Below are 25,556 nucleotides of genomic sequence, written 5' to 3'. Positions count from 1 at the left end.
TCAAAAATGACTTTATTTTTGAACATGTTTTATTTAAAAAACATGTTTATATATATTCTACAAAGACAAATCAAAATTTCACTTTTTTATTTAAAAATTGCACTATAAACACCATAAATATGCAAAATAATACTTTTTTAAGTAACATTGAATTTATTCTCAATACGAAGATTTCAAATTTGGAATTATTTGGAAATAATTTTAATGGGATTCTTTCTGTGCAAGATTCCGTTATAGAAAATATCAATTTATATGAAAACGAGTTTAAAAACAAATGTTATTTTAAATATATCTGCTTTGGAGATAAAGAGTCTAAAGAGTCTAAGATAAATTTATCAAATGCAAATTTCCAAAATGATATTTATTTTGACAACTCTATTTTTTATAGTTATGCTGATTTTCACGCATGTGAATTTAATAAAATAGCTAGTTTTTACGGAGTAACTTTTGACAAAACTCCAAATTTTTCTCAAGCGATTTTCAAGGGAAATTTAAACGCTGTAAATGCAAATTTAAATTTCGCTTTTGATGATTTACAAAAAAAAATCAAGCAAGAATATGAAAAATTTAATGAAGACAAAAAAGAACAATATCAAAAATCTTTAGATAAATTTGCAAATGATTTTAGAGATTCTTTTAGGGTTTTTAAAAATGTATTAATAAAAGATAATAATCTTTTAGAAGCTTCAAATTTTCATAAATACGAGCTTTATTGTAAAGAGATAGAATTAAATTCTAAAAAATATAAGATATTTTTCAAAGAATGGATAGATAAATATCAACTTTTCTTTTATCGTAAACTTTGTGATCATCATACTGATATTCTGCAGAGTTTCAATTTACTTATTTTAGTGATAGGAATTTTTGGTGTGTTAAATTTAGCGATAATTATAGGTTTTAATTGTTATCTTGGTTATAAGCCTGTTTTAGAACATTTGTATTTTTCATTAGACTTTTATAATTTTCATATAAAACCTTTCATAGAAAATAATCATTTGTTTATAATATTTGTAAATTGTGTAATACTTTTTTTATATTTGATTTTAGTTGGTTTTGCTTTGTGTGAACAATATATAAGAAAATTTTTTATAACTATATCTTATGTGATAACTTTCTTTATCATGGTAACTTCACCGAAAATTCTTATTCCTGCTATGGGGATTTTTACAGATAAAAGAGTTATATTAGATCCACTGAGTGTGCTTGGTGGAATTTATACAATTGTTTTTGGCTTTGTTGTATATTCTTTTGTAAAAACGATTAGAAAAAACTCCATAGTGCCAAGTTGAAATATAGGAAGATAAAATGATAGAAGAAACACTTGAAAAAATACTTCATACTTTAGAGAAATGTTGTAAAAAAACACATCAGAATGGTAAGAATGAAGTTGATGAAGATAAAATTAAAGAAGATAAAATTAAAGAAGATAAAATTAAAGAAGATAAAATTAAAGAAGATTTATCTAAGATTCTAAAAATAAAAAAGGATAATATATACACACCAAGTGATACAGGAGTAATAAAACTAAAAAAGGAAATCCTTAGACAAAAAAATGAGTTGTTTTCTGATGATGAGGAATGGTATATGGTTTGCGAAGAAACATTAGATATATCTTCATTATATAATAAGAACAATGTGCAATGTAATATCATTTTTAGTAAATGTAGTGTTGGTTTAAATAATAAACAATCACAGAATGATTGTATTGTAAAAGCCAATTTATATTTTTATAATTGTACTTTTGAAAAAGCATTAATAAAATTAGAAAATATTACTTTTGAAAAAATATTATTTTTTAATCAATGTAAATTTAAAAGAAGAGTATGCATATACAATAATAGATTTTTAAGCCATTTGGTTTTTATAAAATGCCATGATAAGCAAAATAATACAAAAATCATATCTTTAAATCTACAAGAAAACACATTTGAAGGATATCTTTTTATAAAAAATTGCACTATAGAAAATATAAATTTGTGGAAAAACAAATTTGAAAATAGATCTTATTTTGTGGACAGTGAATTTGGATATGAACAAGATAAGGATAATAAAGCAAAATTAAATTTTTCAAACGCTCGTTTTGAAGATAATGCCTATTTTAACAATTCTAAATTTTATAGCTATGCTGATTTTCACGAGTGTGAATTTGAAAAAATAGCTTGTTTTTACGGAGTAACTTTTGATAAAGCTCCAAATTTTTCTCAAATAATTTTGAAAGATAATTTTAATGCTTTAAATATAACTTTAAATTTTACATTTGATGATCTAAAAAAACAAATCAAACAAGAATATGAAAATTTTAATAAAGATACAAATAAACAAGAAAAAAAATCTTTAGATAAAATTGCAAATGACTTTAGAGATTCTTTTAGAGTTGTTAAAAATGCCTTGATAAAAGATAATAATCTTTTAGAAGCTTCAAATTTTCATAAATACGAGCTTTATTGTAAAGAGATAGAATTGAAAGAAAATTGGAATAATAGAGAAACAAAGACAACAGCACGAAAAAGTTCATTGCATTTAAAATATTTTATAGATTCTTTGCTTTTGGGTTTTTATAGAAAATTAAGTGATCATCATACCGATTTCTTAAAAGTTTTTAATAATATTGTATTATTAGTTGCTTTGTATAGTGTATTTCTTTTTATGGGAGGATATGAAGACAATCTTAAATCATATCAATATTCTGATAATCTATTAGATAACAATAGTAGTTTGACAAATGCTTTCAAAGATATAAAAAATTCCATTATCCAATCATCGTTTGTTCAAGAATATCCTTCGTGTATTCTAATATTTTATTATGGATTAATTGCAATTGGATTTTTGATGATTTTCTGGGATATTTTGAAAAATATCAAAAAGATTTATGAGGTAATTAAGAATGAAATTTGTATTAAAGAAATAATATTTTGTGTATTAAATTTAGTTGCATATTTTTTAGGTTTATTGATTGTTTTGATTTATTTAAATATTTATATACCAAAGAGTCAAGACAGTCTTGCAGTCCTTTCAAATATAGGTATATTTTTTGTATTTATCATTTTTTATTTATGGTTGGTGTATTTAAAATCATTAGCGCTAAGATTAATGTTTGTAGTTGTTAGCTACATTATCGTGATTATAGTATTGGGGATTAGTATATCTATCTTAAATCCTTTTATCGGAAAGATATTTAATGATGAACAAAATTTTACAAATCCTATATTTGTATATATAACATTTGCATATACTATCTTGTTGATTTTAATTCTTTTTTCACTCCAAAAAACCGCACGCAAAAACTCCATAGTGCCAAGTTGAAAGCAAAATCATGCTTTTAGCTTTAAAGTGTGATGAAAAATTTGATTTAAAAATACTTTTGATATAAATATTTTTATTATATTTATATTTTGTTTCAAATATAAACAATACTTTATATTTTATTTGTAAAGTGTAAATTTTTGTTTTTATTAAAAGAGAATTTTTATACGAAATGTTACTCTTATACCCATATAGTTAATTTTTTCTAACAAAAATACACAAAAATAAAAATATTTGTTAAGCTAGATATTGGAAATTTTTATCAAAAGGAAAAATATGTGGCAACAAATATATAATCCATTTGACAACATACTTTTAAGTGCTTTGGTGGCTTTTTTGCCTATTTTGTGCTTTTTGCTTTCTCTTGTAGTTTTCAAACTCAAAGGTTATCAAGCAGGCTTTTTAACTCTTATTTTATCAAGTGTTGTGGCATTGTTTGCTTATGATATGCCGTTTTCTTTATTAGGTGCTAGCTTTATACAAGGTTTTGCAAATGGTATTTGGCCTATAGCTTGGATCATCATCGCGGCCATATTTTTATATAAACTTTCTATCAAATCAGGCTCGTTTGAAGTGATAAAACAAAGTGTTATGAGTATCACTCCAGATCATAGAATTCAAGTGATTTTGATTGGATTTTGTTTTGGTTCTTTTTTAGAAGGTGCTATAGGTTTTGGAGGGCCAGTGGCTATCACCGCTGCATTACTTGTAGGACTTGGGCTTAGACCATTATACGCTGCAGGACTTTGCCTTATAGCCAATACCGCTCCGGTAGCTTTTGGAGCAGTTGGAATTCCTATCATAGCGATGAGTAATCTAGCAGGTATAGAACAGCACGGTGTTTCAGCTATGGTGGGTAGAATGCTTGTGCCTCTTAGCTTGACTATACCATTTTTTATAGTATTTTTAATGGATGGTTTAAAAGGGGTTAAAGAAACCTTTCCTGCTATTTTTGTCGCAGCCGTTTCTTTTACTGCTACACAATTTTGGAGTTCAAATCATTTAGGCGCAGAACTTCCAGATATTATTTCAGCGGTTGTTTCTTTGTCTGTTACTACGATATTTTTAAAATTTTGGAAGCCAAAAAATATTTTTAGATTAGATGATGTAAAAGACTTTGAAAACTCACAAAAGCTAGAATTTAAAAAAGTATTTTTAGCTTGGATTCCTTTTATACTTTTGATTATTTGCATTATTATATGGACTCAACCTTGGTTTAAGGCTTTATTTGCTAAAGATGGAATATTAAATTTTATGCAATTTACTTTGAAATTTAATGAAGCCTTAGGAGCTATCATAAGTCCTGATATAGTTAATCCACAAATCACAAAAACAATGATTCCATCACATACTATAGATTTAGTAGCACAAGCAGGAACTGCTATTTTAGTGGCTGCTTTAATGAGCATTGTTGTGTTGAAAATAAAAATCAACGAAGCTACCGAGTGTTTTTGGGAAACTTTAAAAGAAATGGCCACTCCATGCTTAACTATAGGCTTAGTAGTTGCTTTTGCCTTTATAGCTAAAAATAGCGGTATGAGTACTACTTTAGGACTTGCTTTTTCAAATACAGGCGATGCTTATGCATTTTTTTCTCCCATCATAGGATGGATAGGTGTGTTTTTAACAGGTTCTGATACTAGTTCAAATTTGCTTTTTGGGACATTACAGCAAGTTAGTGCTCAAAAGTTAGGAATTTCAGAAACTTTATTTTTAGCAGCAAATTCTGTTGGTGGAGTTGTGGGTAAAATGATATCTCCTCAAAGTATAGCGGTAGCTTGTGCAGCAGTTGGACTTGTAGGAAAAGAATCTGAATTGTTTAGATTTACTTTAAAATACTCAATAGGTTTTATAATTCTAATAGGAATTTGGACTTTTGTTATAGCATTTTTCTTCCACGGGATCATCCCTGAAGCAGTGCTTTTAAAATAAGGATTGATGATGAAAAAAGTGTATTTATTTGCTACTTGTTTGGGTAGTGCGATAATGCAAGAAAGTGTTTTAAATGCGGTTAGACTTTTAAGAAGAGAGGGAGTTGAGGTTATATTTAAAAAGCAGCAAACTTGCTGCTCTCAACCCTCATTTAATTCAGGGTATTTTAAAGAAAGTAAAAATATAGCTTTGCATAATATAAAACTTTTTACTCAAGATTATCCTATAGTAGTGCCAAGCGGTTCTTGTGCGGGGATGATGAGTCATGATTATTTAGAGCTTTTCAAAGATGATGAGCATTTTAACTTGGTAAAGGAATTTAGCTCTAGAGTGATTGATCTTAGCCAGTATTTAGATGAGGTTTTAAAGGTTGATTATGAAGACAAAGGCGAACCTATAAAAGTGACTTGGCACTCTAACTGCCATGCATTAAGAATTCAAAAAAGCATACAAGCGAGCAAAAATCTGCTAAAAAAACTCAAAAATGTGGAATTAATTCCTCTAGAATTTGAAGAAGAATGCTGTGGTTTTGGAGGAACTTTTTCTGTGAAAGAGCCTCAAATTTCAAACTCTATGGCACAAGAAAAAATCAAAGATATCCAAAATACAGGCGTAAAATATGTATTAAGTTCTGATGGTGGGTGTTTGATGAATATTGCAGGCACGATGAGTAAAATGGGGCTTGATATAAAGGGAATTCATTTGTATGATTTTTTAAACAAGCGTCTTGAAGGAGTTGCGATATGAAAATGACACATGAACAAATTGTGGATGTGAAAATTCATGATAAGCAAATGCGAGAGAATTTAAGATCTGCCATGCATACTTTGCAAAAAAATCGTTTAAAAGTTATAGATGAGAAATTTAATGATTGGCAAGGACTAAGATCTAAAGCTAAGCAAGCTAAAAACAATGCTTTATCAACTTTACACGATAGGCTTTTAGAATTTGAACAAAATGCCACTAAAAATGGCATAAATGTCCATTGGGCGAGTTCTGATGAGGATGCCTGTGAGATTATATATGAATTAATGGTAGAAAAAAACATCGGTAAAATTCTAAAAGGTAAATCTATGGCTAGTGAGGAAATAGGTTTAAACCACTACCTAGAATCCAAAGGCTTAAAAGCCATAGAAACAGATTTAGGCGAACTTATATTGCAGTTAAATGATGAAACTCCCGTGCATATTGTAGTTCCAGCGGTACATAAGAACCGCTATGAAATTGGTAAAATTTTTCAAGAAAAATTAGGCTCTAATTTAGAAAGTGAGCCAGAAAAGCTAAATTCTATTGCAAGAAAGCATTTAAGAGATGAATTTGAAGGACTTAAAATGGGGCTTAGCGGAGTAAATTTTGCTATGTCTAAAGAAGGCGCTTTTTGGCTTATAGAAAATGAGGGAAATGGTAGGATGTGCACCACAGCAAGTGATATACATGTAGCACTTTGTGGTATAGAAAAAGTTATGGAAAGCTTTGAAGATGCTGCCACTATGGTGTCTTTACTTACTCCATCAGCTACGGGTCAATTTATACCAACTTATAACAATATCATTACAGGACCTAGAAAAAATGGAGATTTAGATGGCCCAAAAGAAGTGCATATTATTCTTTTTGATCATAATAGAAGCAAAATGCTAAATGATGAAGATTATTATGAAGCTTTGCGTTGTATAAGATGTGGGGCTTGTATGAATTTTTGTCCTGTGTATGATAAAATAGGCGGCCATACTTATCAAAGTGTATATCCAGGGCCGATTGGAGAAGTCATAAGTCCTAATCTTTTTGGTATGCAAGAAAATGGTGATATTCTTACTTTTTGCTCGCTTTGTGGAAGATGTTCTGAAGTTTGTCCAGTAAGAATTCCTCTTGCGGATTTAATACGCAAATTAAGAGCAGCAAAAGTAGGTCAAGGAAGTTTTGATAATATCACTCCAAATACTGCTGAAGCTATGGCATTTAAGATTTTTGAAAAAGTAGCTACAACTCCTATTATTTGGAAAAATACTTTAGCAAATTTACATAATTTTAATTGGCTTTTGCAAAAAGGAAAAAATTCTTTACCAGTAGTTAAAAAATGGAGTGCTTATAAGGAATTTCCACAAATAAAACTTGATCTTTATAAAGAACTTGAAAATATGCAAGGAGTAAAGTGTGAGTAGAATAAATGAAATTTCTTCACAAAGCAAAAAAACTATTTTGGATAAGATTAAAAATACACATTTATCTTTTGAAAAAATCCCGACTATGGATCCTATAGAGCATATCAAAACAAGTGATGATATGTATAGTGAGTTAAAAGAAAAAATGAGTGCAAATAAATACATAGTAGAAGAAAGCTCGTTAGAAGAATTAGAAGAAAAAATCAATCAAATTGTTAAAAGTTATGGCTATAAAAGTCTTATTTATCCTGATAATTTAAATTTAGATATAAATAAAATTGAAGCCGAAAAAAAGACTTGTTTTAATCAAGAGATTGAAAAAATACGAAAAGAAGTTTTTCATAGTGATTTTTCTATCATCCAAGCAAGAGTTGGAGTAAGCTCACATGGCGTTGCTTTAGTTTTGTCTGATAAAACTCAACCAAGAATGCTTTCTTTGGCTCCTATGCTTTGTATTGTCTTATTAAAAAAAGAAAATATTGTAAAAAGCATTAGCCAAGCATTGAATTTAGTAAAAGAAGAAAATGAAATTTTACCTAGCAATATTTTGTTTATAGCAGGGCCATCAAGAACTGCAGATATTGAACTTATCACTGTTTTTGGAGTTCATGGATCTCAAAAGGTTCATATTATACTTTATTGATTTATTTAGAATTTGCACTTAGTGTAAATTCTAAAATCACCTTCAAATCAAAAATTAACTTCTTGGTTTTTAAAACATTAATTAAATTATATTTTTATCAACCTTTGCTATTTTATTGATTTTAGTTATATTTAAGATATTTTTTGACATAGTAAAAAAGGTATTAACTTAAATTTTAAAACTATAAAAAGGAAAATCATGTTAAAAACAAGTTTTAAAAAGGCAGTATTTTTACCAAGTATTAGTATTATAGTTGTTTTAAGCCTTAGTTGTATTTTCTTGCCTAAACTTACAAATGATTTTATCAATCATATAAAAAGTGGAATTTTTGCAAATTTTTCATGGTTTTATATATTAAGCGTGAGTTTTTTTGTGTGTTTTATGCTAGCACTTGCTCTTTCAAAATTTGGCGATATCAAGCTCGGCGATGATGATGAAAAACCTCATTTTAAATTTACTTCTTGGCTTGCTATGCTTTTTGCTACGGGTATGGGTGTGGGGCTTATGTATTTTGGTGTGGCTGAGCCTCTTATACATAAAAAAGCCTTGCAAACAAGCGATGAGGAGGCTATGCTACATACTATCTTTCACTGGGGAATTCACCCATGGGCTATTTATGGGGTGTGTGCTTTGGCTATGGCGTATTTTGGTTTTAGATATAAAATGCCTCTTAGCTTGCGTAGCGCTTTTTACCCTTTGCTTAAAGACAAAATTTATGGTTTTTGGGGAAATTTAGTCGATATGCTAGCTTTGATTGTCACGGTTTTTGGTATTAGCACTACGCTTGGTTATAGTGCTTCTCAGCTTAATGCTGGCTTTTTAAATTTAGGCATTTTAAACGAACAAAGCTTTTTAGAACAAAGTGTGATTATAATTATCATCATTTCTTTAGCTACGCTTTCATCGATTAGTGGTTTGACAAAGGGCTTAAAAATTTTAAGTGAGGCAAATTTGGTTTTTGCAGTGTGTTTAATGCTTTTTGTGCTTTTTTCAACTAGCACCATTCAAATTCTTTCACAATTTAGCTCTAATATTGGCAATTATTTACAAAATTTAATTTCTTTGAGTTTTAAGACTTATTATTATGAAAAAGAGCATATAGAGTGGTTTAATAATTGGACTATTTATTATTGGGCTTGGTGGCTTAGTTGGTCGCCTTTTGTGGGCTTTTTCATCGCTAAAATTTCTCGCGGTAGAACGATAAGGGAATTTATCTTTGGCGTGCTTGTAGTGCCTACTAGTTTTAATATACTTTGGTTTAGCATTTTTGGTAATAGTGCTTTAAATTTTAATGATATTTTAAGTCCTTTTACTTCAGCACCTGAAAGTTTGCTTTTTTATTTTTTACAAAATTTTTCTTTTTCTTATTTTAGTTCTTTGCTTGCACTTTTGGTTTTAGCTTTGTTTTTTATCACTTCAGCAGATAGTGGGATATTTGTGTTAAATTCTTTAAGTAGTGGCGGGGCTCATGAGCCATTCAAATGGCAAAATATCCTTTGGGGTTTTGTGCTTGCACTTTTGGCTACTTCTTTGCTGTATTCAGGTGGTTTAGGGGCTATTTTAAGTATCACTATGATAGTGGCTTTGCCTTTTGCCTTTTTACTTTGTTTGATGTGTTTTTCACTGCTTAAAGGTTTAATCGTAGATGTAAATTACTCTTTAACTAAACTTAGTCAAAGTAGCGTGTATTTTTCAGGGGAATTTTGGCAAGAAAGACTAGCTAGAATTTTAAAACAAAGCAAAGAACAAGATATACAAAATTTCTTAAATGCTAAAGTTAAAAATGCTATGGAATCACTCAGCCAAAGCCTAAAAAACTACGGCTTAAAAACACAAATTGTTCAAGAAAAATCAAGCATAAGTTTGATTATAAAAAAAGAATTTGCAAAAGATTTTATCTATGGAGTGCAAGTAGTAAAAAAACAAGCAAGTCAAAGCATAATTGATGATAAATTTATGCCAACTTATTCTAAAGAATTTATTTTTGAGCCACAAACTTTCTTTGCTGATTCGCGTAATGGTTATAATATAGAGTATTTAAACGAGCAAGAAATTATCGTAGATATACTAAAGCAGTATGAGAGGTATTTGCAACTTTTATTTGATGATAAAAATGAAATTTTTACCAAAGCTTATGATTAAAAAGCGTTATAATTTCACTTTATTTTATAAGAAAGGCCTTTTATGCTTAGATTTTTTATCATGCTTTTTTGTGCTTTAAATCTTTTTGCTATTACGCCAAAAGATACGATCGTTATAGCAGTGGAAAATGAGCCAGAGCGTATAAATCCGCTTTTTAGTGAAGATCATGATGTAGCAATTGCTCTTGTGTTTTCAGGACTTACACGCTTTGATGAAAATATGAGCTTAGCGCCTGATCTTGCTAGTTCTTGGAAAGTTAGCAAGGATGGGCTTGTTTATGAATTTACTTTAAGAGATGATGTATTATGGCATGATGGAACTAAATTTAGTGCTAAAGATGTAGAATTTAGTATAAATGCTTTAAAAGATGAGAAATTAAATTCGCCTTCAAAGGTAAATTTTGACGCAGTTAAGGAAGTAAAAATCATCGATGATTATCATTTGTCTATCACACTTTCAAAGCCTTTTCCTGCATTTTTAGACGCTTTGAGTGTGGGAATTTTACCAAAGCACTTGTTAGAAAATGAAAATTTAAACACTACTAAATTTAACCAAAACCCCATAGGTACAGGCTCATATAAACTCAAGCAATGGAAACAAGGTCAATACATGCTTTTAGAAGCAAATGAAAACTACCACTTAGCCAAGGTAAAAACTCCAAAGCTCATACTAAAGCACATTAAAGATCCAAGTATTAGTGCCATTGAGCTTAAAAATGGTTCTATTGATGTGGCTTTGGTGGATTTTTCTTTAGCTTCAAATTTTAAAGATGATAAAAATTTTAAAATACTCATAGAACCATCGGCTGATTATCGTGCTTTGATGTTTAACCTTGATAATGAATTTTTAAAAGATAAAAATGTGCGTTTAGCGCTAAATCACGCCATAGACAAGCAAGCTATCATAAACTCACTCTTGCACTCTTTTGGAAAAGTAGCAAGTCATCCTTTAGAAAAATCATGGGCAAATCCCAAAGAATTTGCAAGCTATACATATGATGTAAAAAAAGCAAATGAGCTTTTAGCAAAGGCTGGTTTTGTAAAAAATAAAAATGGCATTTTAGAAAAAGATGGTAAAGAATTTAGCTTTGATATGTATGCTATGAGTGAAGATCCTTTAAGAGTAGCTTTGGTAAATATCTTGCAAAGTGAATTTTTAAAACTTGGCATTAAAGCAAAGGCTATAGCTAAGCCAAGTGGGAGTTTTGATTATACCAAAGAAGATAGTTTTTTAGTGGGTTGGGGCAGTCCTTATGACCCTGATTTTCATACCTTTAGAGTGTTTGCAAGCTCTCAAGATAGTGCTTTAAATTCAAGTGGTTGGAATTTTGGGCATTATAAAAATGCCAAAGTTGATGAGGCTTTAACAAAGGCTAGAAATTCTCTTGATGTAAATGAAAGAAAAAAACACTATAAAGAATTTATCGATGCATTGCAAGATGATCCTGCGTTTTTGTTTATAGCTTATATTGATTATCCTTTAGTGTATGCTAAAAATATACAAGGCATAAAAGCTCATATTTTAGGACATCATGGAGTAGGCTTTACATGGAATGCTTATGAGTGGAGTAAAAATTAGTGCTAAAACTCATTTTTAAACGCCTTTTATGGGCGTTTTTTTTGATGATTTTTGCGAGTTTTTTGTGCTTTGTGATGATATATCATGCTAAAGGAAGCGTGGTATTTGCTAGCGTGCCTCAAGGAGTTAGCCTTAAGGTAAAAGAAGAAATCGAGCGTAATTTAAATTTAGACAAGCCTTTGTTAAAGCAGTATGAAAATTGGCTTTTTAATGCCTTAAAAGGCGAATTTTCCTACTCATTAATAAGCGGTGAAAAAGTCAGCGAAATTTTAAAAGAAAAACTCCCCTATACTTTAATACTTGGAATTTTTTCCTTTATAGTGCTTTTTTTACTTTCTACTTTTTTAGCTCTTTTGTGTGTGATGTATAAAGATAGCATTTTAGATAAATTTATTACTTTTTCAACGATGAGTTTTTTTGCTTTACCTGCTTTTTCTTTATCGTTAATGCTTATTTTGGTTTTTGCTGTATTTTTTAAGCTTTTCCCAAGTTCGGCTATTGCTGATATTGGTTTTGAAGATGATGTGTTAAATCGTTTGTGGCATTTGTTTTTACCAGTATGTGCTTTAGTGCTTTCGCATTTGGCCATTTTTGTGCGTTTTATAAGGACAAGCTTGATTGATAGTTTAAATCAAAGCTTCATACAAGCTGCCTTTGCAAGAGGGCTTAGTAAAACAAGAATTTATATGCATTTTGTGTTAAAAGATGCTTTTGGTTCCATATTTGCGTATTTTGGTGCTTCTTTTGTGAGTTTTTTAATGGGAACTTATATAGTAGAGAGTGTGTTTTCATATGAGGGCATAGGGAATTTGGTGATTAAAAGCATATTATTTAAAGACTATCCTGTGGTTTTGGCTGTGCTTTGCTTGAGTATAATTGGAGTAGTTTTGATAAATTTATTTGTAGAAATACTTTGCAAAATGATAAATCCAAGGTTTGCTAATGCGTAAAATTTGCATAAGCTTGATAATTTTAAGCATATTTTTGGCTATATTTGCTCCATTTTTAAGTACGCAAGATCCAACTTTGGTGGATTTAAGTAAGGCAAAAATGGCACCAAATTTAGTGTATTTTTTTGGCACAGATTTGCTTGGTAGAGATATTTTTAGTAGAATTTTATATGCCTTGCGTATTTCTTTGTTTGTAGGGGTGATGGCAGCATTTTTTAGTGTGCTTTTTGCTTGTGTTTATGTGTTTTTAACAAGATTTTTTGCATATGCATTTTTTGCTAGGGTGCTTGATATGCTTCTAGCACTACCTTCTTTACTTGTGATTATGTTTTTTCAAAGTTTTTTGCAAGGTTCTTTGTGGAGTATGATTTTTATCATCGCTTTGGGGCATTTTGCTTTTGTGGCAAAAGTGCTTGATACTCAGCTTAATAAATTTCAAAAAATGGAATTTTACCAAAATGCTATAGTTTTAGGAGCAAATAAATTCAAAGCATTATTTAGTGAGCTTTTGCCAGCTTGTTGGAATTTGCTTTTTGTGCTTTTTGTTTTAAATATTGCTCATGCTATTACAAGTGAAGCTACTTTGAGTTTTTTTGGCTTAGGGGTGGATCTTTTTACGCCAAGTTTGGGTAATATACTAAATGAAGCAAATAAAGCCGTGTTTTTGGGCTGTTGGTGGATGATACTTTTCCCAATAGCTTTTATACTTTTGCTTATTTTGCCTTTGCTTGCTTTGGGTAATGATTTACAAGAAGAGATTAAAGCATGATAGAAATTTCAAATTTAAATCTTAGCTTTAAAGATAAAAACTTATTAAAGGATATAAATCTTAATTTAGAAGATGGTAAAACTTTGGCTATCATGGGTAAAAGTGGGTCAGGAAAAAGCTTACTTTTAAAAAGCATGATTAAGCTTTTTGATAAGCATTATAAACTTAATGCACAAAAATTTCGGATAGATCAAAAAGATATCTTAGCTTTAAAAGAAAAAGAACTAAATGCCTTAAGAGCTAAGGTAAATTTACTTTTTCAAGATGTTTATGGGAGCTTTTATCCTCTTGTTGATATAGGAAGTTATTTTAATATAGTTTTAAAAACCCATACTAATTTAAGCACAAAAGAGATTAAAGAAAAGGCATTTTATTATTTTGAGTGTTTAGGACTTAAAAACCATGATCTTTTGTGGCATTCTTTTATATATCAGCTAAGTGGTGGTATGGCAAGACGCGTGCAAATAGCCCTAGCTTTACTAAGTGGGGCTGAGTATTTATTGTGTGATGAGATTACAAGTTCACTTGATAGGGCTAATGAAGAAAAAATCATCGCTATTTTAAAAGAGCTAAAAGTGCAATTTAAAAATCTCATTTTCATTACCCATGATATAAATTTAGCCAAAGAGCTTTGCGATGAGGTGGCTATCATAGAAGATAAAACTTTGATTTATCAAATGCCCATGAAAGAGTTTTTAAGTAATCCAAAAGGTGTTTTTGCTAAAGAATTGTTAAATTATTTTGAGAATGAAAATGTTTTTAGAAGTTAAAAATTTAAGCAAATCTTATAAAATTAAAAAACACTGGTATTTAAAAGAAGAAGAAATTTTTGTTTTTAAAGATGTGAGCTTTTCTTTAAATCAAAATGAGAATTTATTGCTTTGCGGGGAAAGTGGTAGCGGCAAAAGCACTTTAGCAAAAATTCTTTGTATGCTTGAGTGTGCAAATACTGGAGAAGTTTTGTTTGAAAATGAAAATATATTGAATTTAGATTTTAATACTCAAAGAAATTTACGCCAAAAAATACAATATGTTTTTCAAGATCAAAAACTAGCCCTAAATCCTTATAAAAGCACTAAAAGACTTTTGCTTGATGTGTATGAAAATTTTAAACTTAAGCCCGATTTTGAAGAGCTTTTTAAACTTTTTGATGTTTTTGAACTTGAAAAAGATATTTTAAATTTAAAACCCTCTAAGCTAAGCGGTGGTCAAAGTCAAAGACTAGGTTTGATTAGAGCTTTGCTTTTAAGGCCAAAATTGCTTATTTTAGATGAAATCACAGCAGCGCTTGATGTAGTGACTGCTTATAAAATTTTAAATTACTTACACTCATTTCAAAAAACACACGATATTACCTATATATTTATTTCTCACCAAGAAAAAATCTTACAAGATATATGCCATAAAAAAGTGTTTTTATAATTAAAGATAAAAATTGTTTCTTTTTGAAATACTCAAAAATTTATTTTTTTGATAATAAGTTTTTATATAGCTAAGTTAAAGTAAAATAAATTTTAATTATGCTTGAATAAAAGGTTTATTATGACGCACGCAACTATAGAGCATCAATACTTTGGCATCTTTGCTATGCTTGTTATCGCAAGTGTTATATTTTTTACTTTAGTGTATATTTCTTCTAAAATAGGCTCAAAACTAGCTTCACACAATAGAAAAAAACTCGGACTTGGAATTTATGAGTGTGGGCCTATGGCTTCTAAACAGCCCAACAAAATCAATTCTCAATTCTTTGTTTTTGCTTTGATTTTTATTTTACTTGATATTGAAGTGGTGTTTTTATTTCCTTGGGCGGTGATTTTTAAAGATTTAACCGCAGAGCTTTCAAATTATGGCTTATCTTTATTTGCCTTAGTGGAAGTATTTGTTTTTATTTTATTACTTGCAATAGGTTTTTTATACGCTTATAAAAAAGGAGCATTCGCATGGCAGAGTATCAAAAAATGAACAATGCACCAGTTGTTTTAACTACGGTTGATAAGTTAGTGCAATGGGGTAGGAGTAATTCTTTATGGGCACTATCTTATGGGCTTGCCTGTTGTGCTATTGAAATGATGGCAGCAGGTGGTGCAAGATATGATTTTGATAGATTTGGAACGATTTTTAGAGCAAGTCCAAGACAATCTGAAGTAATGATTATAGCGGGTACTTTAAGCAAAAAACATGCTGAATTTACAAGAAGACTTTATGATCAAATGCCTGATCCTAAATGGGTTATTTCTATGGGTTCTTGCGCAAATACCGGTGGTATGTTTAATACTTATTCTACTGTTCAAGGGGTAGATAGAATCATTCCTGTTGATATTTATGTACCAGGCTGTGCCCCACGCCCTGAAACTTTTCAATTTGCTTTGATGATTTTGCAAAAAAGAATTCGTAAAGAAAAAGCAAGCAGAAAAATAGCTCCAAAAAGGCTTATATGATGAGAAAATATAGCGATAAGAAAAATGCTCAGCTAAAAAATTATTATGAAGATAGATTTTACCATGCACCTGCAACTAAAAAACTAAGCACAGAGAGTAGTGCTTTTGAGAGTGATCATCAAATTTTAAGCCAAGAATTTGAGTTAAAAAATTCTTTTATAGAGCTTGATTTTTGGGTGATTGAAATAAATAAAGATGATAATGTTGCTATTCTTAGTAAGCTTAAAAATTTAGGTTATAGTTGTTTTACTGATGCAAGTGCGATTGATTTTGTTGCTCAAAAACAAGGTTTTGAAGTATATTATCAGCTTTTAAATATGGAGAAAAATTTAAGAGTGAGAATAAAGACTTTTGTTGGTTTAAAAGAAAGACTTCAAAGTGTTATGAGTGTTTTTAAGGGTGCTAATTGGTGTGAGAGAGAAATATATGATATGTTTGGAATTTTCATTATCAATCATCCGAATTTAAAAAGACTTTTAATGCCTGATGATTGGTATGGACATCCTTTTTTAAAAAGCTATCCTTTGCATGGTGATGAATTTGCTAAATGGTATGAGATAGATAAAATTTTTGGAAAAGAATATCGCGAGGTTGTAGGTGAGGAAAATAGAGATCCAGGTTTTGTAGATGAAAAAGACACGCTAAACTTTAGCAGAATTTATCATGAGGTTGGTAAAGGCGAAGTCCCAAGAGAAGATAAATATCTACAAGAATATCAAGAAGAAGGTGGCGTGCCTTTTGTGAAAAAAGCCAAAAGAACGCAAGTAAAAATTTTAGATAAGAGAAGATAAAATGCAAATTTCTACTAAATTAAAACCTTATTATGAAAATATAAGCTTTGAGCGTGAAGATGGTACTATGATAGTAAATCTTGGTCCCCAACACCCTAGCGCTCATGGAAATTTACGCCTTATTTTAGAGCTTGATGGAGAAGAAATCACCAAGGCTGCTCCTTGTATAGGCTATATGCATCGTGGTATGGAAAAAATGGCTGAAAATATGATCTATCAAGAGTTTATTCCAACTACTGATAGAATGGATTATATCGCAGCTAGTGCAAATAATTATGCCTATGTAGCTGCTGTAGAAAAACTTTGTGGTTTAGAAATTCCACGCAGGGCAAGTGTGATAAGGATGATTTTGCTTGAGTTAAACCGCATTGCTTCGCATTTGCTATGGCTTGCTACACATGCTCTTGATATTGGTGCGATGACAGTATTTTTATACTGCTTTAGAGAGCGTGAATATGTGCTTGATCTAATAGAAAAATATTGTGGGACAAGACTTACACATTCATCTATGAGAATAGGCGGGGTAATGCTTGATTTACCTGAAGGTTTTTTAGATGAACTTTTAGCATTTTGCAATAAATTTCCAAATGATATAAAAGATTATGAAGCCTTGCTTGATGATAATAGAATTTGGCGCGCAAGAACTGAAAATGTAGGAGTGGTAAGTAAAGAACAAGCGCTAAGTTGGGGTTGTAGCGGGGTTATGCTAAGAGGAAGTGGGATTGCTTATGATGTTAGAAAAGAAGAGCCTTATTTGCTTTATGATGAGGTAGATTTTGGCGTGCCTGTGGCTAAAATGGGTGATTCTTATGCAAGATATAAAGTTTATATGCAAGAATTTAGAGAAAGTTTAAAAATTTTAGTTCAATGTGCTAAGCTCTATCAAGATACTCCGCCTGAAATTTTATGCAATCATCCTGAGTATGTAAGTGCTTCAAAAGAGCAAATCATGACACAAAATTATTCGCTTATGCAACATTTTGTCCTAGTAACCCAAGGCTTAAAACCACCAAAAGGAGAGGTGTATGTGCCAACTGAAAGTCCAAAAGGCGAACTTGGGTTTTTTATTCACTCAGATGGTAGCGGTAGGCCATATAGATTAAGAGCTAGAACCCCAAGTTTTTTTCACTGTGCGTTTTTAGAAGAAATGCTTGTAGGATCATATTTGGCTGATGCGGTGGCGATTTTAGGGAGTATTAATATAGTTTTAGGTGAGATAGACCGATGAGACGCGTGGATTTAAGAAAAAGTCAAGATTTGTTTAAGGATTTAGAACAAATCATTCAAAATGCTTATATGGGTGAAGTTTTAGTGGTTTTGTTTGAAATAGGAGATTTTTCTAATGTAGAAAAAAGTTTTGCTTTCATAAAAGAGCAAAATTGTGAACTTTTAAATTCTTTAAAATTTAATCAAGTAGATTGGACTATAGTTTTTAAAAAGGTAGGACAATGAAATTAGCAAAATATCAAGAAGGCTTAAATGCTTTGTGTTTTGTGGATTTGCTTTCTTTAAAAAATCCTTCACTTTGTGCTAAGCTTAACAAAAGTAAAAATTACAATATTTCCTGTTTAGAAGATAAAAATTTAAAAGCAAGCTTTTATAAATGTGAGATTGCAAGTGTGCCTTTCGTGCTTGCATTACTTTGTAAGATGAGTTTGGATACTGAATTTAACGAGCTTGATGAGGGTTATTTAAGTGCTGAATCTTGCTTTGGTGAAGAAGAGGCTTTAGAGATTTTGGAATTTTTAAAAGAAGCAAAGTGTATTATTTTTGATGAAAATTTATACCAACATAAAGACTTTGAAAATATTAAGTATTTTTTAGAAAAACTTTGTCATAAATTTAATCTTTTGCTGATTTGCTCTAATGAAAATGAAGAAAATTTGTTAATACAAAATTCTTTTAGTGAACTTTTAGAACTTGATAATTTTGATGGAACTATCATCATGCAAGCACCTTTAAGGGATAAAAATTTGCATTGTTCTTCATCTTTTGCTTTGATTGCCAAGGTTAAGGATGAGGATAAAATTAATTTAAAAATAAACACTCAAGAATTTACAACTATAGTAAAAATCAATCATGATTTAAAAGGCACGGTGGCTTTGTTTGATTATGAAAGCGCTGGTTTTGCTTTTTCAAAAGCTCAAGTTAAGGTTATAAAATGAAAGTTATCATTAATGGTATAGAATGTGAGGCAAATGAGGGTGAGTATATCTTAAATGTCGCAAGAAAAAATGATATTTTCATTCCCGCAATTTGTTATTTAAATGGTTGTTCTCCAACACTTGCATGTCGTATGTGTATGGTAGAAGCTGATGGTAAAAAGGTTTATTCTTGTAATACTAAAGTTAAAGAAGGTATGGTAGTAGAGAGTGATTTGCCAAATTTATGGGATGAGCGTAATGCTATCATGCAAGCATATTGTATCAACCACCCTTTACAATGTGGGGTATGTGATAAATCTGGCGAATGTGAGCTTCAAAACTTTACACACAAAGCAAGAGTAAATGTGCAAAATTATTGGATTAAAGATACCCATAAAGAGCATAAAAAATGGGGCGAGATTAATTATGATCCAGCTTTATGTATAGTGTGTGAAAGATGTATTACAGTTTGTAAAGATAAGATAGGTGAAAGTGCTTTAAAAACTACTCCAAGAGGGGCAAATGCACCTGATGCAAGCTTTAAAGAAAGTATGAGTAAAGACGCGTTAGCGATTTGGACTAAATTTCAAAAGAGTTTAATTGCGCCAAGTAGTGGCGATATGCTTGATTGTTCTTTTTGTGGAGAATGTACAAGTGTATGTCCAACGGGAGCTTTGGTGGGTTCGGCTTTTCAATATACATCTAATGCTTGGGAATTAAAGAAAATTCCAGCTAGTAATCCACATTCTAGTGATTGTGAGTTGATGTATTATGATATTAAACAAACTAGTATTAATAATCAAAAAGAAAAAATTTATAGAGTGAGTAATGATTTTGCTTTTGCTACGCTAAATAAAGCTGCAAGATATGGTTTTAATACCCAAAATGAAGTTCAAGGTAAAGATGAAAAAGCTTTTGAAAAACTAGTAAATATGATACAAGATCAAGAAATTAAAAACATCAAATTTAATAGCTTTATCACCAATGAAGAAGCTTTGATTTTACAAAATATTAGTGATAAATTTGAAATTAATCTTATCAATGAAGAAGCTAAAAAATTCCAAGATTTTATAAATATTTTTTATCAAAACGCAAATGCAATGTATAATGCAAATGCAGATGATATTATTCAAAGTGATTTTTTAATCATCGTAGGTTCATTTTTACGCTATGATGCGCCAACGCTAGGATATAAAGTTAATAACGCTTTAGTGATGAATAAAGGTGCGGGACTATATTTTCATCCTATAAAAGATAAAGGTGTGGATAAATATTCTAAAAATTTCTTGCAGATTAATCATGATATTAAAGATAATGAAAATATTTTATTGTTTATCTTGCAAAAATTTGCTAAAGAGTTTCCACAAGATTTTAAAAATACATTAGAAAATGCGTATCATCAAGGCACTAAAGAAATAGAAGAAACTATTAATGAAGAAGTTATTGAAAAGATAGAAAAGCAAAATGAAAATGGCGAAACTATTATAGAAGAAGTTAAAAAACTTGTGCCTAAAAAGATCAAAAAAAGCATAGAAGTGCAAAGATCAAACTATGCAAAAAATCTTGGCATAGATGAGGACATCTTAGAAAATCTACTTGCTAAAAGGCAAAAATTTACTTTAATCATAGGAAGTGATTTTTACTATGATGAAAAAAGTATAAATTTAGCAAAACTTTGCGCTTTGGTGCAAAAATACACTGAATTTAAAGTATTTTTAATACCAACTTGTACCAATACTTTGGGTGTGAGTTTAATTTGTGATTTAAAACAAGATTTTCAAGCAGGAAAAATGCTAGGTTATAATGAAAAAGGCGATTTTACTTTTTCTTATGATGGGCATTTTGATCTTGCAAGTTCGGCGCTAAATCAACAAGAAGGAAGCTTTGTAAATTATGATAAAAGATTAGTTCCTACAAATGCAGCTTTAGAATTTAAGGGTTATTTTTTAAATGATTTGGCAAATGCTTTGGGTTTTGATGAGGAATTTACCATCAACTACACTAAATTTTTACCGCAAAATAAAGGCTTTATGGCGATTGAATTTGATGAGTTGGAAAATTATTATGATAATGGCGGGGCAAACCATAGAGGCTATGAGCTTGATTTTTCCAATTTAAAATTAGAAAAAAAAGAATTTAGCTCTCAAAAAATTGATGAAAATAATGGAAATTTAAATCTTTATTTTGCAAACCCTATCCATCAATTTTCAAAGCTTAGCAATAAAGCTTTTAATGAAGTTGGAGTTTTGTTTTTATCGCCTGATTTAATGCAAAAATTTGATTTAAAAGATGATGATAGTGTTATTTTAAAAGCAAAACATGCTCAAATCGCACTTAGTGTTAAAACAGATGAGAATTTAGAAAATGGTGCGTATTTGGGGGATTATGATAGCAAGCTTAATACTCAAGATTTATTCAAAGGTTTAAGATATATCAAAATCGATCTTGAAAAAGCAGGAGCAAAAATATGAGCGATGTAGGGTTTTTTGTCATAGAAACTATCATTAAATGTGTTTTTGTTGTGGCGGTTTTTGCTACTTTAGCAGGAGTTGCTACTTATCTTGAAAGAAAGGTTTTAGCTTTATTCCATCGCCGTTTAGGGCCTGATATGGTAGGGCCTTTTGGCTTGCTTCAAGTAGTTGCTGATATGATAAAGCTTTTTACTAAAGAAGATATAGTGCCAACTCATGCTCAAAAAGTGGTATTTTTAATCGCACCTTTAATCGCAGCAATTTGTGCATTTATGGCAATTGCAGCTATTCCTATTTTTCCTGAGTTTACTTTATTTGGTAGAGTGATTCGTCCTATTATCGCTGATATTAATGTGGCTTTGCTTTTTGTTGTAGGTATGGGTGGGGCGAGCTTTTATGCTATTTTTTTAGGTGGTTTAGCAAGTCATAATAAATGGTCTTTGCTAGGCGGTGCAAGAGGGCTTGTTTCTATCATTTCTTATGAAAGTGTGGCTGGACTTTCTTTGGTTTGTGTTGTAATGCTTGTTGGATCATTGTCTTTGATAGATATTAATAATTATCAAAGTGATGGCATACTTTCTTGGCTTATTTTTAAACAACCTTTAGCTTTTGTGTTGTTTGTCATAGCAATTTTTATAGAAACTAATAGAACCCCACTTTGTCTAAGTGAAAATGAAACTGAGCTTGTATCAGGTTATGGAACTGAATATAGCGGGCTTAGATGGGGTATGTTTTTTATAGGCGAATACACAGCCATGATAACTGGAGCTATCATGATATCGCTTTTGTTTTTGGGTGGTTTTAATGATTTTTGGATCATACCTGGGGCGATTATGATGCTTTTGAAAGTTTCTTTTGTGTTTTTTTGGTATTTTTGGGCTAGGGGCGCTTTCCCGCAACTTCGCCCTGATCAAGTAATGAGAATGTGTTATTTGATCTTAATACCTTTGGCTGTTTTAAATTTATTAATTAGTGCTTTAGTGCTTGTGATATAGGAAAGATCATGAAAAAAGGTTATTTTAAAGTAGATTTTGAGCGTAAAAATCCTCAAAGTGCTTATGAAAAATTTATACAAATAATCAAACGCTCGTTAAACACAGAACTTTTTGTAGGTTTATATGTGGTTTTAAGAGAAATGCTTAAAAAAAATAATAGCGCAACGATTAAATACCCTATGGAAAAAGTTTCACTAGATAATCGCTACCGCGCAGTCCATCGTTTAATGCGTTTTATTGAAAGTGAGAATGAATGTTGTATTGGCTGTGGATTGTGTGAGAAAATTTGCATTAGTAATTGCATAAGAATGGAAACATCTTTGGGTGAAGATGGGCGTAAAAAGGTTGAAAATTATAGTATTAATTTAGGGCGTTGTATATATTGTGGCTTTTGCGCTGATGTTTGTCCTGAACTTGCTATTGTGCATGGTAAAGAGTATGAAAATGCAGCAGAGCAAAGATCTTATTTTGGACAAAAACAAGACTTTTTAACCCCAATTGATGAGCTTAAAAATCAAGTAGTATTTGAAGGAAGTGGTAGTTTAAGAAAAGATGCTGATGATTTAGTTAAAAAAACTCCAAATTATTACGAGGTTGATTTGCAAAGACAGCAAGAAGCTTTAAAGGAAGAAAATGTTTGAAAATATAGCCTTTGGTATTTTAAGTATTTTGGTGCTAGGTTTTTTCTTAATAAGCGTTTTAAGCACAAGCGTGCTTTATGCAATTAGCTCTTTAGCAGCTGGCATGATATTTTTAAGTGGATTTTATTTTTTGCTTAATGCTGAATTTATTGGGGCAATTCAAATCATCGTTTATAGTGGAGCTATTTTAGGGCTTTATAGTTTTGCTATGATGTTTTTTGATGCTTCGATAAAAGTAAAGGAAAATCTAAAAGGTAAAAGAGTATTTATTTTTGCTGTGATTTTTAGTGCGATTTTGTTGATTAGTATTATTATGGGTTATAACTTTGGTTTAAATGAAACTGGTGAAGCTTATGGTCTTGATTCAACTCAGCAAATAGGTTTTACTTTATTTACAAAATACATGCTTGCTTTTGAATTTATGGCAATTTTACTTTTAATCGCTTTAATTTGCGCTATAGCACTTACTCAAAAAAATATAAAAAAGGATGAGCAATGATGTTAGAAAAATACTATATTGTAGCTATTTTGATGTTTATCATTGGTCTAATAGGTATTATAAAACGCCAAAATTTAATTATGCTTTTTATCTCAAGTGAAATTTTATTAAACGCTGCTAATTTAGCTTTAGTTACGGCAGGAGCTTCTCACAAAGACATAGAAGGACAAATTTTTGCCTTATTTGTAATGGGTGTTGCAGCTTGTGAAGTAGCTGTTGGGATAGCACTATGTGTTTTATGGTATAGAAAAACAGGAGCGCTAGAGCTTAGCTCTTTAGCTGAAAAAGGAGAGTTAAAATGCAAAATTTAGCTTTAATTGCGCTTTTTTCTCCTTTAGTTTCAGCTATTGTTTTAGGTATTTTTGCTTTTAGTGCTAAGAAAATTATTTTAGGTTATATAGCTTCTTTACTTATAGCTTTTTCAGCACTTGCTTCAATTGTTTTGTTAAGCAATGGAATGCATTTTAATTTTGAACTTGGCACTTGGATATCTTTAGTAGATGTTAGTTTTGGTTTTAAAATAGATTCTATTACTTTAATTATGATGAATGTAGTAAGTATAGTTGCTACTTTTGTGCATTTATATAGTATATTTTATATGGAGCATGATGAGGGGTTTAATCGTTATTTTAGCTATTTAGGACTTTTTGTTTTTTCTATGATGTTTTTGATTATGAGTGATAATTTCTTAGGACTTTTCATAGGTTGGGAGGGCGTTGGACTTTGCTCATGGCTTTTGATAGGTTTTTGGTATCATAATGAAAAATATACCTTTGCTGCTAATGAAGCATTTATCATGAACCGCATTGCGGATTTAGCTTTGCTTTTAGGAATTTTCTTAATTTATATAGAGTTCAATTCTTTAAAATATGATGAATTTTTTACCCTTTTGTCTTTAGGGCATGAAAATGATGTGATTTTGATTTTAATAGCGCTTTTGCTTTTTGTGGGTGCTATGGGAAAATCCGCACAATTTCCTTTCCATACTTGGCTTGCTGATGCTATGGCAGGACCTACACCAGTTTCAGCGCTAATTCATGCAGCAACTATGGTTACTGCTGGAGTTTATTTGGTGATTCGCGCTGGAGGGCTTTATTTGCAAGTGAGTGAAGTGGGATATTTTATCGCTATACTTGGGGCTTTTGTGGCACTTTTTGCTGCATCTATGGCTTTAGTGGCTAAGGATTTAAAAAGAATTATTGCCTATTCAACCCTTTCTCAACTTGGATATATGTTTGTAGCAGCCGGACTTGGAGCTTATGCTATAGCTTTATTTCATCTAGCAACTCATGCATTTTTTAAATCTTTATTGTTTTTAGGTGCAGGTAATGTTATGCATGCTATGAATGATAAGTTAGACATTAGCAAGATGGGTGGACTTTACAAAAGCATGCGCTTTAGTGCTATTTTGATGGTAATTGGTTCTTTGGCTTTGGCAGGAATTTATCCTTTTGCGGGATTTTTCTCTAAAGATTTAATTTTAGGTTTTTCTTTTATTAGCCATCATCATGGAATATTTTTAGCACTTTTAATTGCAGCTTTTATGACAGCTTTTTATAGTTTTAGACTTTTAATGCTTGTATTTTTTACTCCAAAAAGACATGAAGAACATCCTCATGAAGCTAGTAAAATAGCTTTATTTGCGATGAGTCCTTTGGCTTTACTTGCGATTGTAGCAGGATTTTTTGAGCATAGTTTTATGGAGTTTGTAGGTAAAAATTTAGCTTTTATTGATGGGCAAAATTCTTTAGTTATGATACTTGCAAGTGCTGCTGCAGTGCTTGGGGTGCTTTTGGCTATCATAGCTTATTGGAAAAATTGGTTTAAACCATCACTTTCTAAAACAAGTATTTATAAGCTTTTGTTTAATGAATATTATATACCAAGATTTTATCATCAATTTATTGTTAGTAAATATGCTTTATTTTGTGAATTTTTAAGAAAAGGCGATAAAGAAATTTTAGATACTTTGGTAGATAGTGTTGCGTTTTTTCTTAAAACTTTTGCAAGATCTCTTAGTGTAGGTAAAGATTATTCTTTGGTTTTAAGAATTACAGTGTTGGCTTTTGTATGTTTATTTTGTTTAGCGTTGGCGGTGTAG

General features: G+C 30.5%; 23 protein-coding genes and 1 pseudogene. All 24 read left to right on the top strand.

What is annotated here, in order from left to right:
- Positions 1–362: 362 nt before the first annotated feature.
- Positions 363–1,289 (top strand): annotated as a pseudogene (locus CLLT_RS08090) (pentapeptide repeat-containing protein); the annotation flags it as partial.
- 19 nt (positions 1,290–1,308) lie between these two features.
- Entirely contained in the window at positions 1,309–3,303 is a 1,995-nt protein-coding gene (locus CLLT_RS07285) for a pentapeptide repeat-containing protein (protein ID WP_438264882.1), read from the top strand.
- Between the two features lie 276 nt (positions 3,304–3,579).
- Positions 3,580–5,235 carry an L-lactate permease gene (locus CLLT_RS07280; RefSeq protein WP_012662153.1) on the top strand — a complete coding sequence of 552 codons (1,656 nt, stop codon included), beginning with the start codon at positions 3,580–3,582 and terminating at the stop codon, positions 5,233–5,235.
- A gap of 6 nt (positions 5,236–5,241) precedes the next feature.
- Complete coding sequence (locus tag CLLT_RS07275) at positions 5,242–5,982, top strand: (Fe-S)-binding protein (protein WP_115614003.1); 741 nt, start codon at positions 5,242–5,244, stop codon at positions 5,980–5,982.
- Positions 5,979–7,394, top strand: coding sequence for a LutB/LldF family L-lactate oxidation iron-sulfur protein (locus CLLT_RS07270; protein WP_012662151.1), 1,416 nt, complete (start codon positions 5,979–5,981; stop codon positions 7,392–7,394). Before CLLT_RS07275 ends, CLLT_RS07270 begins: the two co-directional genes overlap by 4 nt.
- Positions 7,387–8,037, top strand: coding sequence for a LutC/YkgG family protein (locus tag CLLT_RS07265; RefSeq protein ID WP_012662150.1), 651 nt, complete (start codon positions 7,387–7,389; stop codon positions 8,035–8,037). Before CLLT_RS07270 ends, CLLT_RS07265 begins: the two co-directional genes overlap by 8 nt.
- A 198-nt stretch (positions 8,038–8,235) precedes the next feature.
- Positions 8,236–10,179 (top strand): BCCT family transporter, encoded by a 1,944-nt coding sequence (locus CLLT_RS07260; protein ID WP_074692316.1) that lies wholly within the window; start codon positions 8,236–8,238, stop codon positions 10,177–10,179.
- Positions 10,180–10,221: 42 nt separating this feature from the next.
- Positions 10,222–11,757, top strand: coding sequence for an ABC transporter substrate-binding protein (locus CLLT_RS07255; RefSeq protein WP_074692319.1), 1,536 nt, complete (start codon positions 10,222–10,224; stop codon positions 11,755–11,757).
- Positions 11,758–11,768: 11 nt separating this feature from the next.
- Positions 11,769–12,707, top strand: a complete 939-nt coding sequence (locus tag CLLT_RS07250) for an ABC transporter permease (RefSeq protein ID WP_041570407.1) — start codon at positions 11,769–11,771, stop codon at positions 12,705–12,707.
- Positions 12,700–13,476, top strand: coding sequence for an ABC transporter permease (locus tag CLLT_RS07245; protein WP_012662146.1), 777 nt, complete (start codon positions 12,700–12,702; stop codon positions 13,474–13,476). Before CLLT_RS07250 ends, CLLT_RS07245 begins: the two co-directional genes overlap by 8 nt.
- Positions 13,473–14,246: an ATP-binding cassette domain-containing protein gene (locus CLLT_RS07240; protein WP_012662145.1), complete on the top strand. Its 774-nt coding sequence runs from the start codon at positions 13,473–13,475 to the stop codon at positions 14,244–14,246. Before CLLT_RS07245 ends, CLLT_RS07240 begins: the two co-directional genes overlap by 4 nt.
- Positions 14,230–14,898, top strand: coding sequence for an ATP-binding cassette domain-containing protein (locus CLLT_RS07235; protein ID WP_012662144.1), 669 nt, complete (start codon positions 14,230–14,232; stop codon positions 14,896–14,898). The genes CLLT_RS07240 and CLLT_RS07235 overlap by 17 nt, the downstream gene beginning before the upstream one ends.
- Positions 14,899–15,018: 120 nt before the next feature.
- Positions 15,019–15,438 (top strand): NAD(P)H-quinone oxidoreductase subunit 3, encoded by a 420-nt coding sequence (locus CLLT_RS07230; RefSeq protein WP_012662143.1) that lies wholly within the window; start codon positions 15,019–15,021, stop codon positions 15,436–15,438.
- A complete protein-coding gene (locus CLLT_RS07225) occupies positions 15,417–15,914 on the top strand; it encodes a NuoB/complex I 20 kDa subunit family protein (RefSeq protein WP_012662142.1) in 498 nt (165 codons plus the stop codon). The genes CLLT_RS07230 and CLLT_RS07225 overlap by 22 nt, the downstream gene beginning before the upstream one ends.
- Complete coding sequence (locus CLLT_RS07220) at positions 15,914–16,705, top strand: NADH-quinone oxidoreductase subunit C (RefSeq protein ID WP_070255416.1); 792 nt, start codon at positions 15,914–15,916, stop codon at positions 16,703–16,705. Before CLLT_RS07225 ends, CLLT_RS07220 begins: the two co-directional genes overlap by 1 nt.
- Position 16,706: 1 nt before the next feature.
- A complete protein-coding gene (nuoD, locus tag CLLT_RS07215) occupies positions 16,707–17,933 on the top strand; it encodes an NADH dehydrogenase (quinone) subunit D (RefSeq protein ID WP_074692321.1) in 1,227 nt (408 codons plus the stop codon).
- On the top strand, positions 17,930–18,157 hold the full coding sequence (locus CLLT_RS07210) for an NADH-ubiquinone oxidoreductase subunit E family protein (protein WP_039642382.1): 228 nt from the start codon (positions 17,930–17,932) through the stop codon (positions 18,155–18,157). Before nuoD ends, CLLT_RS07210 begins: the two co-directional genes overlap by 4 nt.
- Positions 18,154–18,870 (top strand): hypothetical protein, encoded by a 717-nt coding sequence (locus tag CLLT_RS07205; RefSeq protein WP_070255409.1) that lies wholly within the window; start codon positions 18,154–18,156, stop codon positions 18,868–18,870. Before CLLT_RS07210 ends, CLLT_RS07205 begins: the two co-directional genes overlap by 4 nt.
- Positions 18,867–21,320 (top strand): NADH-quinone oxidoreductase subunit G, encoded by a 2,454-nt coding sequence (locus CLLT_RS07200; protein WP_074692324.1) that lies wholly within the window; start codon positions 18,867–18,869, stop codon positions 21,318–21,320. Before CLLT_RS07205 ends, CLLT_RS07200 begins: the two co-directional genes overlap by 4 nt.
- On the top strand, positions 21,317–22,315 hold the full coding sequence (nuoH, locus tag CLLT_RS07195) for an NADH-quinone oxidoreductase subunit NuoH (protein ID WP_074692326.1): 999 nt from the start codon (positions 21,317–21,319) through the stop codon (positions 22,313–22,315). The genes CLLT_RS07200 and nuoH overlap by 4 nt, the downstream gene beginning before the upstream one ends.
- Before the next feature lie 8 nt (positions 22,316–22,323).
- Complete coding sequence (gene nuoI / locus CLLT_RS07190; protein WP_074692328.1) at positions 22,324–22,956, top strand: NADH-quinone oxidoreductase subunit NuoI; 633 nt, start codon at positions 22,324–22,326, stop codon at positions 22,954–22,956.
- A complete protein-coding gene (locus CLLT_RS07185; RefSeq protein WP_074692331.1) occupies positions 22,949–23,455 on the top strand; it encodes an NADH-quinone oxidoreductase subunit J in 507 nt (168 codons plus the stop codon). The genes nuoI and CLLT_RS07185 overlap by 8 nt, the downstream gene beginning before the upstream one ends.
- Positions 23,455–23,766, top strand: coding sequence for an NADH-quinone oxidoreductase subunit NuoK (gene nuoK / locus CLLT_RS07180; RefSeq protein WP_074692450.1), 312 nt, complete (start codon positions 23,455–23,457; stop codon positions 23,764–23,766). Before CLLT_RS07185 ends, nuoK begins: the two co-directional genes overlap by 1 nt.
- Complete coding sequence (gene nuoL, locus CLLT_RS07175; protein ID WP_074692333.1) at positions 23,754–25,556, top strand: NADH-quinone oxidoreductase subunit L; 1,803 nt, start codon at positions 23,754–23,756, stop codon at positions 25,554–25,556. Before nuoK ends, nuoL begins: the two co-directional genes overlap by 13 nt.

The sequence above is a fragment of the Campylobacter lari subsp. lari genome (assembly GCF_013372185.1).
Taxonomy (GTDB): domain Bacteria; phylum Campylobacterota; class Campylobacteria; order Campylobacterales; family Campylobacteraceae; genus Campylobacter_D; species Campylobacter_D lari.
The sequence above is the reverse complement of the archived record's forward strand: the minus strand, read 5'-3'. Positions and strand labels throughout refer to the sequence as shown.